General features: G+C 38.7%; 17 protein-coding genes. 4 read left to right on the top strand and 13 right to left on the bottom strand.

All coding sequences use genetic code 11. The features are described 5' to 3' along the window. Window positions 1–78 precede the first annotated feature (78 nt). The 5 genes from yedE to DPV81_RS01255 form a co-directional block, all read right to left on the bottom strand. Window positions 79–1140, bottom strand: coding sequence for a YedE family putative selenium transporter (gene yedE, locus DPV81_RS01275; RefSeq protein WP_111386304.1), 1062 nt, complete (start codon window positions 1138–1140; stop codon window positions 79–81). 146 nt (window positions 1141–1286) lie between these two features. Then, on the bottom strand, window positions 1287–1952 hold the full coding sequence (locus DPV81_RS01270; RefSeq protein WP_111386302.1) for a DUF484 family protein: 666 nt from the start codon (window positions 1950–1952) through the stop codon (window positions 1287–1289). A 64-nt stretch (window positions 1953–2016) separates the two neighbouring features. Continuing rightward, the gene (gene purA, locus DPV81_RS01265; RefSeq protein WP_005695883.1) at window positions 2017–3315 is read right to left on the bottom strand and encodes an adenylosuccinate synthase; all 1299 of its coding nucleotides are present in this window, start codon (window positions 3313–3315) and stop codon (window positions 2017–2019) included. Window positions 3316–3444: 129 nt separating this feature from the next. Further along, window positions 3445–4797, bottom strand: coding sequence for a lysine-sensitive aspartokinase 3 (gene lysC / locus DPV81_RS01260; protein ID WP_111386300.1), 1353 nt, complete (start codon window positions 4795–4797; stop codon window positions 3445–3447). Window positions 4798–4963: 166 nt separating this feature from the next. Continuing rightward, a complete protein-coding gene (locus DPV81_RS01255) occupies window positions 4964–5662 on the bottom strand; it encodes a SanA/YdcF family protein (RefSeq protein WP_049369006.1) in 699 nt (232 codons plus the stop codon). A 157-nt stretch (window positions 5663–5819) separates the two neighbouring features. Between DPV81_RS01255 and metX the strand changes: the two genes are divergently transcribed. Then, window positions 5820–6905 (top strand): homoserine O-acetyltransferase MetX, encoded by a 1086-nt coding sequence (metX, locus tag DPV81_RS01250; RefSeq protein WP_070867973.1) that lies wholly within the window; start codon window positions 5820–5822, stop codon window positions 6903–6905. A 40-nt stretch (window positions 6906–6945) separates the two neighbouring features. Here the strand turns inward: metX and DPV81_RS01245 are convergent, their stop codons facing one another. Beyond that, window positions 6946–7500, bottom strand: coding sequence for a nitroreductase family protein (locus DPV81_RS01245; RefSeq protein WP_070867972.1), 555 nt, complete (start codon window positions 7498–7500; stop codon window positions 6946–6948). 110 nt (window positions 7501–7610) lie between these two features. Here DPV81_RS01245 and sppA point away from each other — a divergent pair, with 110 nt between their 5' ends. Next, window positions 7611–9473 (top strand): signal peptide peptidase SppA, encoded by a 1863-nt coding sequence (gene sppA, locus DPV81_RS01240; protein ID WP_111386298.1) that lies wholly within the window; start codon window positions 7611–7613, stop codon window positions 9471–9473. 60 nt (window positions 9474–9533) lie between these two features. Here the strand turns inward: sppA and DPV81_RS01235 are convergent, their stop codons facing one another. The 6 genes from DPV81_RS01235 to DPV81_RS01210 form a co-directional block, all read right to left on the bottom strand. Next, window positions 9534–10466: a bile acid:sodium symporter family protein gene (locus DPV81_RS01235; protein WP_111386296.1), complete on the bottom strand. Its 933-nt coding sequence runs from the start codon at window positions 10464–10466 to the stop codon at window positions 9534–9536. A 95-nt stretch (window positions 10467–10561) separates the two neighbouring features. Beyond that, entirely contained in the window at window positions 10562–11365 is an 804-nt protein-coding gene (locus tag DPV81_RS01230; protein ID WP_111386294.1) for a peptide ABC transporter ATP-binding protein, read from the bottom strand. Beyond that, window positions 11365–12420, bottom strand: a complete 1056-nt coding sequence (locus tag DPV81_RS01225) for a peptide ABC transporter ATP-binding protein (RefSeq protein WP_049367513.1) — start codon at window positions 12418–12420, stop codon at window positions 11365–11367. Before DPV81_RS01225 ends, DPV81_RS01230 begins: the two co-directional genes overlap by 1 nt. Window positions 12421–12423: 3 nt before the next feature. After that, complete coding sequence (locus DPV81_RS01220) at window positions 12424–13311, bottom strand: ABC transporter permease subunit (RefSeq protein WP_111386292.1); 888 nt, start codon at window positions 13309–13311, stop codon at window positions 12424–12426. Continuing rightward, window positions 13301–14266: an ABC transporter permease gene (locus DPV81_RS01215; RefSeq protein WP_111386290.1), complete on the bottom strand. Its 966-nt coding sequence runs from the start codon at window positions 14264–14266 to the stop codon at window positions 13301–13303. The genes DPV81_RS01220 and DPV81_RS01215 overlap by 11 nt, the downstream gene beginning before the upstream one ends. Next, window positions 14266–15966 carry an ABC transporter substrate-binding protein gene (locus tag DPV81_RS01210; RefSeq protein ID WP_111386288.1) on the bottom strand — a complete coding sequence of 567 codons (1701 nt, stop codon included), beginning with the start codon at window positions 15964–15966 and terminating at the stop codon, window positions 14266–14268. The genes DPV81_RS01215 and DPV81_RS01210 overlap by 1 nt, the downstream gene beginning before the upstream one ends. Before the next feature lie 88 nt (window positions 15967–16054). Between DPV81_RS01210 and DPV81_RS01205 the strand changes: the two genes are divergently transcribed. Next, window positions 16055–17464 carry a YcjX family GTP-binding protein gene (locus DPV81_RS01205; protein ID WP_111386286.1) on the top strand — a complete coding sequence of 470 codons (1410 nt, stop codon included), beginning with the start codon at window positions 16055–16057 and terminating at the stop codon, window positions 17462–17464. A gap of 109 nt (window positions 17465–17573) precedes the next feature. After that, complete coding sequence (gene sodC, locus DPV81_RS01200; protein WP_005695896.1) at window positions 17574–18134, top strand: superoxide dismutase family protein; 561 nt, start codon at window positions 17574–17576, stop codon at window positions 18132–18134. A 61-nt stretch (window positions 18135–18195) separates the two neighbouring features. Here sodC and DPV81_RS01195 read toward each other — a convergent pair whose 3' ends face one another. Further along, the gene (locus DPV81_RS01195) at window positions 18196–18474 is read right to left on the bottom strand and encodes a heavy-metal-associated domain-containing protein (protein WP_065243712.1); all 279 of its coding nucleotides are present in this window, start codon (window positions 18472–18474) and stop codon (window positions 18196–18198) included. Between the last annotated feature and the right edge of the window lie 3 nt (window positions 18475–18477).

Genomic DNA, 18477 nt, shown 5'->3' with positions numbered 1-18477 from the left:
GGTTAAAAATGACCGCACTTTTGAAAACGAAAAAAGGAAGTCATAATTGACTTCCTTTTTGTTTATTCTGAATGAATGTTAAGCTTCCGATTTATTGGTTAATGCGATATATAAACAAACTGCAAAACCGGCAATTAAAACATAAGGCGTAAAGGTTGGAACACCAGTAGGAGCAGCCGCGAAACCAAAGTTATGTGCCGCAGCTGCGCCTAGTAGCATACCGAGCACAAATAATGCTGAGTCATTGTTCCCTTCACCAATATTGACTAATTGTTTACCTGGACAACCACCGCCTAATGCAAAGCAAAGTCCGCAAAGCGCCATAGAAAGGAAATTGTAGAGATAGTCATTATGTGCGATAGGTTGTTTTTCAAAGCCTAAATGAAATTGACCTAATAAGGCATTGGTTATTGCTGCAAAGACTATCAGTGCAATCACACCATTTAATAAATGTGCATCACGGAAGAGGACAAAGTTTCGGAATGCCCCAATTGTACAAAAACGTGATTTTTGCATCAGCACACCAAGAAGTAATCCGCCAGCAAGTGACATCCAAATAGCCGCATGTTGTGCACCAGGGCCTTTTTCAGAGGTGTAAATTGCTAGATTTTCACCAAATTTAAATTGGGTTAAGGCTAAAACAAGCAAAATCACGGCAAAGATTGGACCGATTAAGCCAGAAGATTGGCTTTGTTCCTTAGATTTACCTAATGAGAATCCTCGATTTGCGAAGAAAATGCCACCTAATACACCAGCAAATAATCCTACGATACCTGCAATTGCAGTGAGATCACCGCCGCCTAATCGTAAATAAGCACGCCATGGACAACCTAAGAAAATGAGTGCACCAAGCATCGCAAAAAAGCCTAAGCTAATACGAGCAAGTGGGGCAGAGCCACCACGAGGTTTGAATTCCTTAGATAAGAATGCACTAGCGAGAGCTCCTAAAACTAATCCAATGAGTTCTGGACGAAGGTATTGCAATGGGGCGGCGTGGTGTAATCCAAGCGAGCCGGCTGTATCGCGTAAGAAACAGGCCGCACAAAATCCCATATTACCAGGATTGCCATTGTAAGTAAGAAGTGGCGCAACGATACCAAGTGCAGCACCTGCAACCACAGGCCAAGTTAAAATTTTCATAATTAGACCCTTGTGATATCTGAAGTTAAATTGAATTGTGTGTTTTTAATAATAAAAACAAAGGTATTGTAGAAAGAGTTGAAAAATAAAGAAAGTTTATTTTCTTGAAATTGTGAGCGGGATCAATTAATTGATATTAGTAACCTTTAAATCCATCTCCCCAAATGCAATTCTACAATATCAACTAAATGTCGAAGAAATGTGGTGTCTTGATCGTTGTGGAAACGGTCTGTGTCTCGAGATTTGAAGAGTAAAAGTGCGGTTGGTTTTTGAGGTGTTCCCCCTAAACGGCAAATCGCCACAGAGCCGATAGGGAGTTCTTCAGGAAGGAACATGAGGGCTTTTTCTTTATTGGAGAGATCACCTAAATAGAATTGGCGTAAACCCATACGCTCTAGTCGAATGAGTTCAAAAGCTTTTCGGTCTAGCCAATATTGTTCAGGAATGCTGTCCTTTTTTTGCCAGCTATCAGTGAAAAGTAAGATTTTTGCACCTTCTAGCTCATAGCTTTTTGCCCAGTCATCAAGCTTTTCATTGATGGCGATAAAGTCTTCTGCTTGAAACAGTTTTTTCTGCAAAGGTAAGAGGGCAAAGAAGATATCCGCTTCTTGATGAGCAAGCTGATGAAATTTTTCGAGTAGTAGAGTAAGTGTTTTGATCTGTTCTCGTTGCTGCGCAAGTTGTGCTTCGACTAATGACATCGTCCCTTTTTCATGTCTATGTGGAATGGTAAGCTGTTGAAGTAATTCCGGGTGATGAGTAAAAAAATCAGGGTGATTTTTTAGGTAGTCAGCAATATCTTGTTCAGTCATCAAAAATTCCTTAAAAAATAACCGCACTTGGTTGTGCCAAAGTGCGGTTTATTTTTATGCTGTTTTAGGCCGCAAATGGATCGCGTAAAATCATTGTTTGAACACGATCTGGACCCGTTGAAAGGATAGCTACTGGCACACCAGTTACTTCTTCGATACGTTTGATATAATCACGGCAAGTTTGCGGTAATTTATTTACATCAGTCACACCAAAGGTGTTTTCTTTCCAACCAGGTAAGGTCTCGTAAATTGGCTCTACGCCTTCCCAATCTTTTGCTGCTAATGGTGCATATTCAACGATTTCGCCATTTGGCATTTTGTAAGCTGTACAGATTTTCACTTCATCGAAACCATCTAATACGTCTAATTTGGTCATACAGAAGCCAGAAATAGAGTTAAGTTGAATTGCACGACGAATCGCTACAGCATCGAACCAACCACAACGACGTGGACGACCGGTTACTGCACCAAATTCGTTACCTTTACGGGCAATTTCAGCACCGGTTTCATCGAATAACTCAGTGGTGAATGGACCACCACCAACACGTGTACAGTATGCTTTGATGATACCTAACACATAATCAAGGTTACGAGGACCGAAACCAGAACCAGTTGCTACGCCGCCTGCTGTGGTGTTCGAACTGGTTACATACGGATAGGTACCGTGGTCGATATCAAGCATGGTGCCTTGTGCACCTTCGAATAGGATGTTGTCGCCATTTTTACGAGCAGTATCTAAAATAGTTGTGATATCTGCTACCATGCCAGTAATAATATCAGCTACCGCGAACACATCGTCTAATGTTTTTTGATAATCAACAGGTTCTACTTTGTAGTAGTTCACCAATTGGAAATTATAGTATTCAAGGATATTTTTTAATTTTTCAGCAAAGGCTTCGCGATTGAATAAATCGCCCACACGTAAACCACGACGAGCGACTTTATCTTCATAAGCTGGGCCGATACCACGACCAGTTGTACCAATGGCTTTTTTACCTAATGCGGCTTCACGCGCATGATCCATTGCAACGTGATAAGGTAGGATTAATGGACAAGCTTCTGAAATTAATAAACGTTCACGTACTTTTACGCCACGGCTTTCTAATTCGCCCATTTCTTGCATTAATGCAGCAGGAGAAAGCACTACGCCGTTACCGATTAAACAGGTCACGTTATCACGTAAAATACCTGATGGAATTAAGCGTAATACGGTTTTTTCGCCATTAATAATTAAAGTGTGACCTGCGTTGTGACCACCTTGGTAACGCACCACATATTTAACGCGATCTGTTAATAAATCAACGATCTTGCCTTTCCCTTCATCGCCCCACTGAGCGCCAAGAACAACAACACTTTTTCCCATAATTTCCGCCTTAAGTTTGCGTAAGTTTATAAATCAGACAAACGATTACTTTACTCTTTTTTGGTCATAATCTCAAATTTTAAACGTAAAAAAGTGCGGTTATTTTTAACCGCACTTTCAGTAAATTTTTTATTCAAACAATGATTTGTGTAATGAACGAACCACATCATCTGCTTTGTCGCTCATCGCGAGCATACAAATGTTATTGGTGCTTGCGCCATAGCTAATCATGCGAATATTATAGCCTTCAAGGGTATCAAAAATACGTTTTGCCACACCTGAAGCGAGGTGTAAATCATTTCCAATTAATGCGACAAGAGATAAGCCGGTATCCACTTTTACGGTGCAGTATTGGCTTAATTCTTCTAATAATTCAGGAGAAAGTAATTCTACACCAGATGAAGCAGAGCCCGTTTTATCTAAGGTTAATGCAATGCTTACCTCTGAGGTTGTGATCGTATCCACAGAAATTTTATATTTCGCTAAGATAGTGAATACATTCGCTAGGAAGCCTTGTGCATGTAGCATACTGAGACTTGAAAGCGTTAATAGGGTTTGATCGCGACGTAATGCAATTGCACGGAATGTTGGGCGAGGTTGCGGGTCACGTGTTACCCAAGTACCACCAGCTTCTGGTGCTTTACTTGAACCTACATAAACCGGGATATTACTCCGCACAGCAGGAAGCAATGTCGCAGGGTGTAATACTTTCGCCCCAAAGGTTGCCATTTCAGCTGCTTCAGCAAAGCTCATGGTATCAATACGTTGTGCATTTGGTACGACACGTGGATCGGTCGTATAAATACCTGCCACATCAGTCCAAATTAAGACATCTTTTGCATTTAATACTTCAGCTAAAAGTGCAGCAGAGTAGTCACTACCACCACGGCCTAAAGTCGTCGTTTTACCGCTTGGTTCACGACCGATAAAGCCTTGAGTGATAACTAATTCACCGCGGTCGATTAATGGTTTCAATAAATTATCGCAGTTCGCTTGAGTTTGTGCATCATCTGGTGCCGCTTTCCCAAAGTTATCATTGGTTGCCACTAAAGTACGTACATCAACCCAAGTCGCAGAAGCTTGTAATTCTCTTAATACTTCAATGAAAATTTGCGTTGACATCATTTCACCATGACTAATGAGCTCATCAGTTAAAGCAAGTGATGTTGCAAGGCTAGCTGCTTCAGAAAGTGCGGTAATATTTTCTAAATATTTTTCAATGATAGGGCGAACACGACTGTCGTCTTTTAATTCATTTAAAATGTTTTCTTGAATTTGGCGGACTTCACCAATTAATTTTGCGCGCTCTTCAGCTTCGACACCATTGGCTAAGGCAACTAATAAGTTTGTGACACCAGCGGATGCAGAAAGTACCACAACGCGAGTATTAGGATCTGCAATGACGATTTTAGCACAAGCTTGCATAGCGGAATAGTTCGCGACGGATGTACCACCAAATTTTGCTACCGATAAATGAGACATAAGATAATCCTCTAAAATGAAAAAGTAAGATGTTGTGTTTTATGATGGCTATTAGAAATAGCGATTTAAGTAAAAATTGTCAAATAAATATGATAAAAAATCGTATAAAAATCTTTTTATTTAGCTCTTTTTTGATTAAACAAGGTAAAAATTAAAGAATCATTAACTATTCAGTAGGCATTGGCAGTGGTTCTGGCGTGCCAAGAAAATAAGGTTTTACCCCGATAATTAAGTCTAATACGGCTTTCACGCGAGCAAACATTTCGCGGACACGCGTCCCAAAATAAACTTCAGGCTGTTTCGCGGTGAAACAAATGGCATCAATATCGTAATGTTTAGCAATAAGCAGAGCACGTTCACAATGGAATTTTTGACTGATGATCGTAAAAGAGGGCACTTGGAAAACTTTATTTGCTCTCACAACAGAGTCTAAGGTGCGGAATCCTGCAAAATCTTTAAACATGACGCTTTCAGACACGCCCATTTTACGTAGGTCTAAAAACATGGTGCGAGGCTCGTTATATTGAAGCGTGCGGTTATCGCCACTTAGCAATAAATAATCAACTTTATTTTGATCGATTAAGTATTTTGATGCTTCTAAACGGTAGTCGTAATATTTGTTGGTTTTGCCTTTGGCAACATATTTAGATGTACCAAGTACTAGTGCATAGTGGCGATGAGGGAGCGTTTCAACGTCTTCATAAACGCGATCCTGTACATAGAAACTAATAGCACGATCAATGGTGAAGCAACCAATCAAGACGAGTAAACCTAACCCCAAAGCGTAGCCGAGGAGTTTTTTCAGCGGAAGGCGAGAGAGCCATGAAAGTGCGGTCATTTTTAACCGCATTTTGGATAGTTGCATATGGCTAACATACTGAAAAATCAAAATAATTTCAAGTGTAATTTGTTTACCAAATTGATAAGGAAATATTTGGACGTCTAAACGTCTAAAACTTCTTGACAAAAAACATGAGCTGTTGATAATTGTTAAATCATCAACGTAAAAGGTTATCATTTTAATGGCTGTGCAAAATGTCGTGCTTTTTCAAGACAATCCCCTCCAATTAACATTGGGTGGGCAGCTTTCGCCTATCAATGTCGCGTATCAAACTTACGGGACTTTAAATGCAGATAAAAGCAATGCTGTATTGATTTGTCATGCCTTAACGGGAGATGCAGAACCTTATTTTGATGAACCGAATAAAGATGGTTGGTGGCAAAATTTTATGGGGGATGGCCTCGCATTTGACACATCTAAATATTTTTTCATTTGTTCAAATGTATTAGGAGGTTGTAAAGGAACAACGGGACCAAGCTCAATTAATCCCACTACGGGAAAACCTTATGGTAGTCAGTTCCCCAATATTATTGTTCAAGATATTATCAAAGTACAAAAAGCGTTACTTGACTATCTCGGTATAACACATCTAAAAGCGATAGTGGGCGGCTCTTTTGGCGGTATGCAAGCTACACAATGGGCAATTGATTATCCGGATTTTATGGATAATATTGTGAATCTTTGCTCTTCAATTTTCTTCAGTGCGGAAGCTATTGGGTTTAATCATGTGATGCGTCAGGCTGTCATTAATGATCCGAATTTTAATAATGGTGATTATTATGAAGGGACACCGCCTAATCAAGGTCTTTCTATTGCTCGTATGTTGGGAATGTTGACCTATCGGACCGATGTACAGTTAGCCAAGGCATTTGGGCGAGCGACTAAATCTGAAGGACAATTTTGGGGTGATCACTTTCAAGTGGAATCCTATTTGAGTTATCAAGGTAGAAAATTCTTAGAGCGTTTTGATGCTAACACCTATTTGCATTTATTGCGTGCTCTCGATCTGTATGATCCTAGCGTAGGGTATACGGATGTCAAAGAAGCGTTATCTCGAATTAAAGCCTGCTATACATTGGTTTCAGTGACAACAGATCAACTATTTAAATCCATTGATTTGCATAAAAGTAAACAGCTTTTAGAGCAAGCTGGCGTGGATTTAAGATTCTACGAATTCCCATCGGATTATGGTCACGATGCGTTTTTAGTGGACTATACAGCGTTTGAAAATAAAATCCGAAGTGGATTAGAAGGCGAGTTTGAATAACATGAATAGAAAAGGCGGAAATCTCCGCCTTTTTTGATCTTTATAGATGGCTCACAAAACGTGATAAATCTTTTGGTTTACAGTCTCTTTCTAATTTTTCAGCTGCGGTACCAATTTGTAATAAGGCAACGATCTTATCATTTTTGTCACAACCAAATGCTTCACGTAATTCACGTCCCTCAACGAGAGGACCAGTTGCCCAAAAACTTTCAAAACCCAATGCATTGCCTGCAAGTTGAATCGCATAAGTTGCTGCACCTGCAGTAAGCATTTGTTCCCAACCTGGTACTTTTTTAACTTCATGATTAATTTTAGCTATCACTGCAATGACCATTGGCGCACGGCGTGCAAAGTTTTCTGCTTTTTTTAATCGTTCTTCACCTAAATCAAATTCAGTCACCGCCGCTTTGAGTAAGCTTTCCAATTCACTTAAACCTGTGCCTTGGATTACCACGAAATGATAAGGTTCAAGTTTACCATGATCAGGGGCATGTAAAGCCGCTTGAAACATCTGTTCTAATTGCACTTGGCTAGGGGCTGGTGCCATTAATTTTTTATTCGATTTGCGTTGTGTTAAAAGGGTTAATGCATCCATAGTATTTTCCTTCTTCTAGTTAAGTGCGGTTGATTATAGCATAGTTTTTCATAGGACTTTATGATAGGCTACGCACAATTTTTATTTCTGTTTTAAAGGTTTAATTTCGCATGAATGTCATCTTAAGCGTATTGAAATTTTGTTGTAAAGCGCTCAATTTTATCCGAAATCTTGTGATGAATTTTGTGTTCTTACTGTTTGTTTTAGCGTTGATTGTGCTTGTCAGTCTTTTTAGTGATGGTAAGAAAAGCCAAGTTTTATCAGGCGATCAAGGCGCATTATATTTAAATTTAACAGGCTATCTTGCAGATAACACGGAAGATATGCTGAGTTGGCAAGAGGAATTTCAACGTTTAAATAATGAAAAGGTCTCTTATAAATATTCCACTTTTGATGTGGTACAAAGCATTTTATCTGCAAAAGATGATGAACGAATTCGTGGTTTGGTACTGAATTTAAATGACTTTGAAGGGGGTGATCTTCCCTCATTAGAATATGTAGGAAAAGCGATTCAAAGCTTCAAAGAGTCAGAAAAGCCGGTTATTGCTTATGCTGATAATTACACGCAGGCACAGTATTTCCTCGCGAGTTTTGCGGATGACATTTATCTCAATCCGATTGGGCAAGTCGGTATTCAAGGTTTGCGTCAGGAAAATCTTTACTTTAAATCCATGCTCGAAAAACTTGAAATCACACCTCATATTTTTCGTGTAGGGACTTATAAGTCCGCGGTAGAACCGTTCTTGCGTGATGATATGTCGCCAGAAGCAAAAGCGAATATGCAAAAATGGCTTGGTGGCATGTGGCAAAATTATATGCAAACACTAATGGTTAATCGCCATATTACCGCCAATGATGTATTACCGAATGCACAAAAATATATTAGTGATTTAAAAGCGTTAAAAGGTGATGAAACGGCTTATGTGAAAAAACGTCAGTTGGTGACACAGTTTGCGACAAGATTGGATTTAGATAAAAAATTGACCGCACTTTTTGGTCAAGGTGAAGAAGGCAAAGCCAAATTAGTGGATTTTGAAGATTATTTATCTGATTTAGGCGATCGTTTCTCTGTGGATCCAAATGAAAAAAATATCGTTGCGGTAGTGAATGTCGAAGGGACCATTATTGATGGTGAAAGCGATGAAGAATCAGCTGGCGGCGATACCATCGCGAAGTTATTGAGACAAGCCTACAATAACGAGAAAGTAAAGGCGGTTGTTCTCCGTGTTAACTCACCGGGTGGCAGTGCATTTGCATCAGAAATTATTCGCCAAGAAACTGAAAACCTTCAGAAAGCAGGTAAACCTGTTGTGGTATCCATGGGGGGAATGGCCGCTTCTGGTGGTTATTGGATTTCTTCAACTGCTGACTATATTGTGGCAGATAAAAATACGATTACGGGTTCAATCGGGATTTTTGCATTATTCCCAACCTTTGAAAATACAATCAAAAAAATGGGAATGAGTACTGATGGCGTAGCGACAACGGATCTCGCTGAAACGTCAGCTTTAAGTCCATTGGGTAAAAATACACAGGATATTTATCAACTTAGTATCGAAAATGGTTATGATCGTTTCTTAGATGTGGTAAGCCGTGGTCGTCAATTATCAAAAGATAAAGTGGATAAAATTGCTCAGGGCCAAGTTTGGTTAGGGCAAGATGCACAGAAAAATGGCTTAGTGGATGAATTAGGCGATATTGATGTAGCCATTGATAAAGTGGTCGCACTAGTCAATCAACATCCTGATAAATACATGGATAATTTTAGTGTGCAATGGTTGGTGGATGAAGATAATAGCTTCTTCGCTAAATTAGATCGCAAGCTTAAACAAAAAGGTCAAACACTACTGACAAATTGGTTGGGACTGCCACAGGAAGTGCATCAAGTGAAAAAACAACTGAATGTGTTGAGCCAATTTAATGATCCAAAAGGGCAGTATTTATATTGTTTAAATTGTGGTTCAGTGAAGTAATTCGTAAAGTATAAAAAAGGGCGGAATGTAATTTCCGCCCTTATTTTTTATCCAATTAGTTTATTTTTCATTTTTGATATTGGAGAAAATATTCGCCAAAATTGGACCTGATACATTGTGCCAGAAACTAAATAAAGCACTTGGTACCGCGGCAATTGGGTTGAAGTGAGCAGCTGCCAGTGCAGCACCTAAACCTGAGTTTTGCATACCGACTTCAATTGCCACCGCTTTACTATCCGCCGTATTAAGTTTAAATAATTTTGCCGCAAAGTAGCCAATTAAATAGCCTAAGCAGTTATGTAAAACCACCACGCTGAAAATTAATAGGCCAGATTCTACGATCTTATCTTTACTTACTGCAACGACGGCTGCAAGGATTAACACGATAGAAATAACAGACACTAATGGCATAGTTTGGCTTGCTTGCTCCACTTGTTTTTTGAATAATGCACGAACGACTAACCCTAAGAAAATTGGGAACAACACCATTTTTAATACAGACATAAACATTGCACCGGCATCAATATCTAACCATTGGCTTGCTAATACATAGAAAATAGCAGGGGTTAATACTGGTGAAAGCAAGGTTGAGATTGTGGTACAAGCAACAGAAAGCGCAGTGTTACCTTTCGCTAAATAAGTCATTACGTTTGATGAAGTACCACCCGGGCAAGAACCCACAAGAATTACACCAACCGCTAAATCAGCAGGTAAATTAAAGGCTTTTGCTAATCCAAATGCGATAGCCGGCATAATGATAAATTGACCCGCTACACCAATGAATACAGATTTAGGGTGTTTAGCCACTTCACTGAAATCTGCAAAAGTTAAGGTAATCCCCATACCAAACATCACTAAACCTAAAAGGTAAGGAATGTAGGGTGCAAAAATTTTGAATTGCTCTGGGAAGAGAAAGGCGAGAAGAGCAAAAACAATCGCCCATAATGCGAAAGTTTTGCTCACAAAGTTAGTGAGTTTTAATAATGCTTGCATAGTTGCTTTCCTATTTTGTTAAAAAGAATGAAAAGAGCGGTCAATTTTAAAGACGTTTTTTTGAGATGTCTATGCCTAACTTGTTTGACAGAGAATTAGGAAGTAGTTGTTTGCCAAGCATTTTCATCAAGCAATTGACCAAAATGACTTTCTACAAGTAGGCGAGTAATATTATTTTGAGGATTGGTAAAGATCTCTCTCGGGGTGCCAGACTCGATAATCTCACCTTCATCCATTACTAAAACTTGATCTGCTATATGTTTGATAATGCCTAAATTTTGTCCAACATAAATATAGGAAATGCCTAAATGTTCTTGTAAATCTAAAATCAGATTAAGCAATTGAATACGCACAGAGGCATCTAATGTACTCAATGCATCATCAATAATAATGATCTCAGGTTGAAGAATCAGCGCACGAGCTAAGGCGATACGCTGTTTTTGACTGACCGAAAGGTGTTTAATTTTCAGATTAGTATAATCAGGATAAAGCCCTACCAATGAGAGCGTTTCAAAGATTTTTTCATTGCGAGTCTCTTCATCCCAATCGGTAATTAATCGTAGTGGTGCATCTAAGGCTTGTCCAATATTTAAACGCGGGTTAAACGCTGAATTCGCATCTTGGAAAACCATTCGAATATGCTGTGCGCGATAGTGAAAATCTTCGAATTGTAATGGTAAATCATTAAATAAGATTTTTCCTGAAGCAGGGGGAGTTATCCCTGCGATCATTTTTACTAAGGTCGATTTACCCGAACCATTTTTACCGATAATCGCAAGCGTTTCTTTACGGTTAAGCGTAAAGCTGACTTCTTTTACCGCATAAAATTGCTCGAAACCAAAAAGTTTTGCGGGTTCATCAAAGGTTTTACTGAGATTTTCCACTTGTAATAATAGCATTATTCGTTTCCTTTTGATTCGGTATTTAGCGTAAGCGGTGAAGTTGCAATTTTATCTTTAAACTGCCGTTCTCGAAGATTAATTGGATGATGGCAGGAAAACTCATGCTGTTTAATGCGATATCGGCTTGGCTTTTGAATACATTCACGCTGAGCAAAAGGGCAGCGAGGTCCTAAACGACAGCCAATCGGCATTTGTTCTAAAATCGGCACAGTTCCTTCTAATGTCCCTAATTTGCTTTTAAAGCCTAAAGGGCGACTAAAATCGGGAACAGAGTAAAGCAATGCTTGTGTATAAGGATGATGAGGCATTTCTAATATTTGGTCGGTCGGCCCAGACTCAGTATTTTGCCCACAATAAAGAACGGAAATGCTATCACACCATTCACTGATACTTTTAAGATCGTTACTGGCTAATAAAATTGTTGTACCTTGGTTTTGGTTCATACTTGAAAGCAAACGGAAAATTTGCAATGCCGTAATGGACTCTAAAGAATTAGTGGGTTCATCCGCAATTAATAATCGAGGTTGATTCGCCACTGCTACGGCAATCATCACTTTTTGGCCTTCACCTTCAGTGAGTTCATTTGGATAACTCGCCATAATATCTTGGTGATCTTTAATCCCTACACGGTGCAGTAACTCAATCGCACGACGTTTTTTCCAACCAAACCACTGCCACCAACGGCCTTTAAAGGTCCAGTTTGGAATACTTTGGATAAGCTGTTTACCAATTTTTCGGCTTGGATCAAGGCAACTTAATGGGTTTTGGAAGATCATTGAAATTTCTTTTCCAACGATTTTTCGACGTTGATTCGGTGTCAGTTTAAGCAATTCAATATCATTAAAACGAAAACGGTCAGCCGTGACAATCCAGTTATCTTTAATGGAATTACTAATTACTTTAGCAATTAAACTTTTACCTGAACCTGATTCACCGACGAGTCCTAGAATTTCCCCTTCATTAAGCGAAAGATTGACGCCGTCCACAATTTTCATGCGACCGTTTGGTGTTTGAATTTCAATATTAAGATTGCGAATATCTAACAGCGCCATGGGTTACTCGTAATATTTATTGATTGCTTTACACAATCCGTTAGTAAAAATAATGCTTAATAAAATGGTAAAAATAATAGCAAAGCCCGGTAATAAAACCGTCCAAGGGGCAAGATAAATCAGCTCTAACGAATCTTTAATCATTGCGCCCCATTCTGGCATTGGACGTTGTGCACCAAGAGAAATAAAGCTGAGTGCCGTAATATCTAAAATAGCGACAACAAATGCTCGAGAAATTTCTTGCGTATAGACGACACTAATATTCGGCAAGATTGTAGTTTTTAATAATTCCCAGTTTGAAATACCATCTAATTTCAGTAAGAGTACATAGTCTTTCTTTAGTTCTTGCTGAATCGCTTGATAAATCGCATGGACAAAATACGGCAAAATAGCCAACAGAGTGGCAAACATGGCGTTTATTAAGCTTGGTTCCATTAATGTAGAAATGATAATGGCAATCAGCAAAATGGGGATAGATAAAAACGCATCAAAAATATGACCTAAGAAACGGGATTTAATTCCTTCTGACATACCGGCAAGAATACCTAATGCGCCACCAATAATTGCCACAGCAATGACCACTAAAAGAGAGGAACCGAGAGTATATTGTGTCCCCATAATTAATCGACTGAGTACATCACGACCAAGATCATCGGTACCAAAGAAAAAAGCAATACGACCTTTTTCTACCCAAGATGGCGGCATGAGTTCTTCTCCGACAAACTCCATGCTTTCGCTATAAGGCATAATGAGTTTAGGAAAAAGTGCGGTCAAAATCAGAAGACAAAATAAATAAAAACAGAATAATGCCACGCGATTCTGACGGAAAAGCAACCAAATCTGAAAGAAGGAGGTGCTTTCGCGAAATTCATCAGGTTCTCTATCTTGCATACCAGCCCTTCTTATTCAATGGATCTAACACAAACATGAGCAACTTGGCGAACGTATCGATAATAATGATACAAATACCAATTACTACGACACCGGCAGAAATACTGTTGTAATCTTGTTGGGTTACGGCATCAATCAACCAGCGTCCAATTCCTGGCCAGCCTAATACTGTCTCAACTAACATACATTGCGTTAACACTAAGGTAAATACACGCGTAAGTTGTGGAATCAATAATGGAAAAGTATTGCGGAAAACATAACGTCTTAAAATCCCCCATTTTGACCAGCCACGTGTTGCTGCCGCTTTAGCATATTCTTGTTGAAGTAAATAATCTGCTCGTTGCTGAATGATGCGGATAAATTCCATGGTCGGCAGAATACAAAGCACTAATGTAGGCAAGGCTAGATGTTGTAAAACATTTTGTACGATTTTAGTTCGGTAAGGCACATCCACAAACCACACATCAATAATAGGGAAACCCGTGATAGGTTTGATTTCATAGAGTAAATTATATTGCCCAATGGCTGCGATCTCCCAGCTTTGAATCGCTGCTACATAAAGCAAAATCGGGGCAAACCAGAAAATCGGAATAGACAAACCAACATTGGATATACTCTGCAATGTACGTGAAAAAACACGTTGATTATAGACCGCACTTAATACACCGAGAGGAATACCTAAGATACAAGCTAATAAAAGCGCAGCAAAACAGAGTTCTAATGTGGGTGGTAATACCGTAAAAATTAAATCTTTTAAGGATTCTCCGCCGTTATAGGTAATTCCTAAATCACCCTGTAACAATGATGTAAGGTAATGATAATAAGCACTATAAATGTTATTTGTGACAAGATCGGCGTTGAGTGGATCTCGCATCAAAATCACAAAACTTAATACGGACAGAATCAATAATAAAATGGTCACCCAAACCACATGACGGATTGCTGAAATGAGCATTATTTATTCTCCTTATTTTTCATGAAATACAAGGTAGAAAAATTGATGCTACCAAATGGGGTCATCTCAATTCCTTTAACATTGCCACGTGCGACCAAAAGTCGTTTGACGTTTGCAATTGGCACAATAGGCAATTCGTTTAATATGAGGTCTTGTGCATTGTTATATGCTTTAGAGCGCTCATATAAATGATTGGTCGCCAGCGCACGATTCATCATCTTATCAAATTCAGGATTACACCAATTTGATAAATTCGTGATTTCATTTTGCGTATCACAACTTAAAATCGGACGCATAAAACCGTCAGGATCAAGGTTTCCAGCAAGCCAACCCGTTAAGATTAAATCGTAATCTTCTGTGCCTTTGCGTAATTGTTCGATTAAATATGTACGTGTGACTGACCGCACTTTAACATCCACGCCGGCTTTGGCTAAATCCCATTTGATGAGCTCCGCCATTTTAATTGGGGCTGGGTTATACACTTGCTCTTCATTCATCACCCACATATTCAACGTGAGTTTTTTATCGCGTAATGCTTTCTCTGCTTCAGCTGGCTGATAATCATAAGGAAAATCAGGCGTATTAATTGCCGAAGCCCAAGAAATTTCAGGAATAATGTTATTCGCTACAGTTGCTGTGTTGTGGTAAATATTTCGCACAATTCTAAAACGGTTTAAACTTTGTGAAATGGCTTGGCGAATAGTTTTATCCTGCATTAATGGCTTTTGGAAATTGAAAGCCAAATAGGCCAAGTTCATTCCATCTGTAGATTGCAGATAATAGCGGTCATCTTTTTCGCTTAATAAACCGAGTTGGCTAACTTCAGGATAAGAAGCAATTTGGCATTCATTATTAAAGAATTTTATTAAACGCCCTGTACGATCCGTAGAAAGATCCACGATGATATTTTTAATTTTAGCTTCTTTTTTCCAATAATCCTCATTACGAACCAAGCGAACATATTGGTTATAAACGTAATCTTTCACTTGATAAGGGCCCGTGCCAACAGGATGCGTATCCAATTGGGTGAGATTATCATCGGCACTTAATTGGTATGCATATTCTTGCGAGAAAATAATAGAGTATTGGCTGGCAAGATGGGAAAGAATAGAGGCATCGGGTTCAAACAGATCAATTTTAACCTGATAAGGATTCGTTGCTGTGATACTTCTAATTTTTTGATTCAGCTTAATACTTTCAAAATAAGGAAAGTGTACCTTCTTGGCCTGTTCGTGAAAGATTTTATATTGCGGATTTTTGTAGGTGACTACATCATCTGAGAGTGTTGGCAAGTAAGTATCATGACCTAAAACGCGATTAATCGAAAAGACCACATCTTCTGCATTAAAGTCACGCGTAGGCGTAAACCAAGGGGTATGATGGAATTTCACCCCTTTACGAAGATTAATGAGAATTTGTTTTCCATCAGATGAAATAGAATAAGATTGGGCTAATACAGGAACAAGCGCTGCACTATGATCTTTAATATCAAACAATTTGTTATAAATTTGTTCCGTCACCACATTCATACTGGTGCCAGCGTCTGCAGTTTGTGGGTTAAAAGAAAAACCCGATGCATTTGTGCAGTATGTTAAGCCGTTTTCTGTCAGCATTTTGGGTATGCTTGGTGCGGCTTGTGCCAGATTAATTTGGCTCAACCCACACAATAAAAAACAAAAAGTGACATTTCGACGTAACATAGCTTTATTATTAAAGACCGTTTTGTGATAAATTGAGTGAATTGTAAAATATCTTGGCAAAAATGGCTAGTTATTGGATTTTTAGGATATGTTTAAATCAATTAATCGGGAAATTAATCAAATAATCAATCGTGGGTTTGATCGCACTTTACGTTTGGCTGTGACAGGGCTAAGTCGAAGCGGTAAAACAGCCTTTATTACGAGTTTGATTAATCAATTGTTACATATTAATCAAGAGGGAAATGCACATCTTCCTTTATTTGAGGCCGCCCGAAATCAATCTATTTTAGCAGTGAAACGAGTGCCTCAGCAGGATTTAAGTATTCCACGTTTTGATTATGAAGCGAATCTTAATGATTTAATGAATAATCCACCACAGTGGTGCCAATCTACCCGAGGCGTAAGTGAAACACGTCTTGCAATTCGATTTGAACGCCAATCTGGCTTACTTCGTCATTTCAAAGAACGCGGCACATTATATTTAGATATTTTTGATTATCCTGGTGAATGGCTATTGGATTTGCCTTTACTAAATTTAGATTTTCAACAATGGTCACTCGAACAAGCCAAAATTACATCGGGTATTCGTCAACAGTTTGCGCAAGATTGGTTGGATAAACTGAAAAAACTCGATCTAAGAGCGGTCGTCAATGAAGATGTTTTAGCGCAGATTGCAAAATCTTATACCGATTATTTACTTGCCTGCAAAGCTGAAGGAATGCAATTTATTCAACCAGGTCGATTTGTCTTGCCTGGAGAATTAGAAGGTGCACCTGTACTGCAATTTTTCCCGTTATTGCATTTGTCGGAAGAACAATGGCAAAAACTAAAAAGAGAGGCGAAATCTAATAGCTATTTTGCCGTGCTAAATAAACGATATGATTATTATCGTAATAAGGTGGTGAAAGGCTTTTATGAAAATTATTTTTCGACCTTTGATCGCCAAGTTATTTTAGCCGATTGTTTAACACCGTTGAATCATAGTCAGCAAGCTTTTATCGATATGCAGACAGGGCTTAATCAGCTTTTTAAAAATTTCCACTATGGCAAACGCAATTTACTTAATCGCTTGTTTTCCCCGAATATTGATAAGCTCATGTTTGTGGCAACAAAAGCCGATCATATCACAACCGATCAAATTCAAAACTTAATTAGCCTTATGCGTCAATTGGTGCAAGAAGGTGGTCGTCATGTAGAATTTGAAGGAATTGATACAGAATATACGGCAATTGCCGCCATTCGTGCGACGAAACAGGTTTTAGTTAATCAAAATGGTAAACAAATCAAAGCTATTCAAGGTGTACGTTCTTTAGATAAGCAGCTGATTACACTTTATCCAGGATCTGTACCAAGTAAACTACCTAGTGCAGAGTTCTGGTCAAAACAATCTTTTGATTTTGATTCCTTTGAACCTCAAGTTTTACGACAAGGTGAAAGCATCCAGCATTTAAGAATGGATGCAGTCTTACAGTTTTTATTGGCGGATAGGTTTGATTGATAGGAAAATTAAATCAATTTAATTGTCAAATACTTAATATAAACCACTATTTTTTTATTGGTATTTAGGTAGAATCAATTTGAGTCTTTCTAAAGTAAAGGAGCTTATGATGAAAATGAAAACTCTCTTAGCATTAGCAATCAGCGGAATTTGTGCTGCTGGCGTGGCAAATGCACATGACCATATGGCAAAACCAGCAGGTCCTTCAATCGAAGTAAAAGTACAACAATTAGATCCTGCAAACGGTAACAAAGATGTAGGGACTGTAACCATTACTGAATCAAATTATGGTTTAGTATTTACACCAAATCTACAAGGTTTAGCTGAAGGTTTACATGGTTTCCACATTCATGAAAATCCAAGCTGTGATCCAAAAGAAAAAGACGGTAAATTAACAGCAGGTTTAGCGGCTGGCGGTCACTGGGATCCTAAAGGTGCAAAACAACACGGTTATCCATGGCAAGATGATGCTCACTTAGGTGACTTACCGGCTTTAACTGTATTACATGATGGTACAGCAACTAACCCTGTTTTAGCGCCACGTCTTAAAAAATTAGATGAAGTTCGTGGTCATTCTATTATGATTCACGCAGGTGGCGATAACCACTCAGATCATCCAGCTCCACTTGGCGGTGGCGGCCCACGTATGGCATGTGGCGTGATTAAATAAGTCGATTCTTAAAGACAAAAAAGTGCGGTCAATTTTGACCGCACTTTTATTTTTTATCAGGTTACTTAACTACTTCCGCCGTATATTCTAACTTGTGAATTGCATTAATCAATTGCTCATCAGAAACTTTTGGATCTTCTACAACAGTCACAGTTCTATCTTTAATGGAGGCTTTAGTGGAAATCACGCCATCAATATTACGTAATTCTTTATTCACCAAATAAGCACAAAGCTGGCAGTTCATTTCATTCACTTTTAACATAACTTGCTTTGTTTCTTCTGCCTGAGCGATAGAGAAAGTGAATAATGAAAGCAAAAGTGCGGTTGTTAATTTCTTCATTTT

It is taken from the genome of Haemophilus parainfluenzae (assembly GCF_003252795.1).
GTDB classification, from domain to species: Bacteria; Pseudomonadota; Gammaproteobacteria; order Enterobacterales; family Pasteurellaceae; genus Haemophilus_D; species Haemophilus_D parainfluenzae_K.
Note: the sequence above shows the minus strand (reverse complement) of the source record. Positions and strands in the feature narration are given on the sequence as shown.

Bases quoted from the DNA above. Each gene is read 5' to 3' on its own strand.
- yedE (WP_111386304.1), bottom strand. From the start codon at position 1,140: ATGAAAATTTTAACTTGGCCTGTGGTTGCAGGTGCTGCACTTGGTATC.
- DPV81_RS01195 (WP_065243712.1), bottom strand. From the start codon at position 18,474: ATGAAGAAATTAACAACCGCACTTTTGCTTTCATTATTCACTTTCTCT.
- sppA (WP_111386298.1), top strand. From the start codon at position 7,611: ATGAATGTCATCTTAAGCGTATTGAAATTTTGTTGTAAAGCGCTCAAT.
- DPV81_RS01225 (WP_049367513.1), bottom strand. From the start codon at position 12,420: ATGGCGCTGTTAGATATTCGCAATCTTAATATTGAAATTCAAACACCA.
- DPV81_RS01210 (WP_111386288.1), bottom strand. From the start codon at position 15,966: ATGTTACGTCGAAATGTCACTTTTTGTTTTTTATTGTGTGGGTTGAGC.
- DPV81_RS01205 (WP_111386286.1), top strand. From the start codon at position 16,055: ATGTTTAAATCAATTAATCGGGAAATTAATCAAATAATCAATCGTGGG.
- lysC (WP_111386300.1), bottom strand. From the start codon at position 4,797: ATGTCTCATTTATCGGTAGCAAAATTTGGTGGTACATCCGTCGCGAAC.
- DPV81_RS01270 (WP_111386302.1), bottom strand. From the start codon at position 1,952: ATGACTGAACAAGATATTGCTGACTACCTAAAAAATCACCCTGATTTT.
- DPV81_RS01215 (WP_111386290.1), bottom strand. From the start codon at position 14,266: ATGCTCATTTCAGCAATCCGTCATGTGGTTTGGGTGACCATTTTATTA.
- purA (WP_005695883.1), bottom strand. From the start codon at position 3,315: ATGGGAAAAAGTGTTGTTGTTCTTGGCGCTCAGTGGGGCGATGAAGGG.
- DPV81_RS01230 (WP_111386294.1), bottom strand. From the start codon at position 11,365: ATGCTATTATTACAAGTGGAAAATCTCAGTAAAACCTTTGATGAACCC.
- DPV81_RS01235 (WP_111386296.1), bottom strand. From the start codon at position 10,466: ATGCAAGCATTATTAAAACTCACTAACTTTGTGAGCAAAACTTTCGCA.
- metX (WP_070867973.1), top strand. From the start codon at position 5,820: ATGGCTGTGCAAAATGTCGTGCTTTTTCAAGACAATCCCCTCCAATTA.
- DPV81_RS01255 (WP_049369006.1), bottom strand. From the start codon at position 5,662: ATGCAACTATCCAAAATGCGGTTAAAAATGACCGCACTTTCATGGCTC.
- DPV81_RS01220 (WP_111386292.1), bottom strand. From the start codon at position 13,311: ATGCAAGATAGAGAACCTGATGAATTTCGCGAAAGCACCTCCTTCTTT.
- sodC (WP_005695896.1), top strand. From the start codon at position 17,574: ATGAAAATGAAAACTCTCTTAGCATTAGCAATCAGCGGAATTTGTGCT.
- DPV81_RS01245 (WP_070867972.1), bottom strand. From the start codon at position 7,500: ATGGATGCATTAACCCTTTTAACACAACGCAAATCGAATAAAAAATTA.